This window comes from Phenylobacterium sp. (genome assembly GCF_036677185.1).
Lineage (GTDB): Bacteria > Pseudomonadota > Alphaproteobacteria > Caulobacterales > Caulobacteraceae > Phenylobacterium.
Genome location: NZ_JAKFEN010000002.1, coordinates 1 through 1,708, shown reverse-complemented (window position 1 = coordinate 1,708; position 1,708 = coordinate 1). Strand labels below are relative to the sequence as shown.

Genomic DNA, 1,708 nt, shown 5'->3' with positions numbered 1-1,708 from the left:
CCTTGCGCGGCGCCTCGACCATCTCCTCGACGAGGGATGCGGCAGAATTGCTCATATTGGCTCACAGGCATTATTGGAATGCGCAGATTATCGTCCGCGCACCCGACTGAAGGAAGAAGTAGCGGCTCATCCCGTTGCAGACCCTGGCCTAGAACTGGCTACGCCTGCTCGCCCCGCTGCGCGCCTTGGCCATGGCCGCCAGGCGTACCGCCACGTTGGCCGCGCCGTAACCGAGGTAGCCATTCTTGCGCTGGATGATTTCGAAGAAGAAGCGTTCCTCAAAGGCCTCGGTATACACGTGGAAGAGTTCGCCGCCCTGGGCGTCACGGTCGTACAGCACATTGTAGTAGGCCAGTTCGCTGAGGAATTCGTCGTCGAAATCGAAGCGGGCGGCCAGGTCGTCATAGTAGTTGAGCGGGATTTCCAGCAACGGCACCCCCGCCTCCTTGGCCCGCGCCACTTCCTGGAAGATGTCCGCACAGGAGAAGGCGATGTGGTGCACGCCCGAGCCCCGATAACTCGACAGAGCATGGGCGATCGCGGTGTTGCGGTTCTCCGAGATGTTCAGCGGCAGGCGCACCGAGCTGCAGCGGCTACGCAGCGCCCGGCTCTTGACCAGGCCATAGGGGTCGGGCAGCACCACCTCGTCGTCGGCCTCGAAGTCCAGCACGCTCTTGTAGAACAGCACCCAGTTGTCCAGGCCATCGGCGGGTAATGCCAGAGCCATGTGGTCGATGCGTTGCAGGCCGCCCTTGGCCTCGGCGCCGGCATCCAGGCTGAAATCGCTGTCGTAGATGGTCTGGCCGGCGCCGGCCTGCTCGACCAGGTAGATCAGGCTGCCATCCGGGGCGCGCACCGCCGGGATCTCCCGTTCGTTGGGACCGACCAGGCCGCGGTAGGGCTGGCCACGGTAGTCGCAGGCGCGCTGCAGGGCCGCCGCGCCGTCCTTGACCCGCAGCGCGGTGGCGCACAGCGAGGGGCCGTGGGCCTCGAAGAAGTTGTGGGCGAAGGAGTAAGGCTCGGCGTTGAGCACGATATTGATGTCACCCTGGCGCAGCAGGCTGACGTCCTTGGAGCGATGCTGGCCGGCGCGGGCGAAGCCCAGGCGCTCCAGCCAGTCGCCCAGGCGCGCGCCGACCGCCTCGTCCACGGCGAACTCGAGGAATTCGACGCCGTCGTAATGGCTGGCCGCAGGCGGGCTAAACAGCAGGCCCGGCTCCACCGCCACGCCCTCTTTCGCCAGGCGCTTGGCGGTCTTCTCTTCCAGGTACAGCAGCGAGCGCAGACCGTCGGCGGCGTTCTGCCGGGGCGGCGCGGCGCGAAAGCCGTCGTTGAAGATCTCCAGCGACAGCGGTCCGCGATAGCCAGTGCGGATGATCGGCGCGAGGAAGCCCGCCAGGTCGAACTCGCCCTGCCCGGGGAAGCAGCGGAAATGCCGGCTCCACTCCAGCACGTCCATAGCCAGGATGGGCGCATCGGCCATCTGCACGAAGAAGATCCTGTCGCCGGGGATCTCGGCGATGGCGCTGGGATCCCCCTTGAGCGACAAGGTATGGAAACTGTCGAGAATCACCCCCAGGGCCGAATGGTCGGCCTGGCGCACCAGCTTCCAGACTTGCTGGTAGGTCTGCACATGCCGGCCCCAGGCCAGGGCCTCGTAGCCGATGCGCAGGCCGCGGGCAGCGGCGCGTTCGGCCAGCAGGCGCAG

The 1,708-nt window shown here is 66.4% G+C and carries 1 protein-coding gene; it reads right to left on the bottom strand.

The window, feature by feature from the left end; genetic code table 11:
* Positions 1-148: 148 nt before the first annotated feature.
* Positions 149-1,708: bifunctional sugar phosphate isomerase/epimerase/4-hydroxyphenylpyruvate dioxygenase family protein (locus V6M51_RS00015; RefSeq protein WP_332763533.1), on the bottom strand; the 1,560-nt coding region annotated here is incomplete at its 5' end.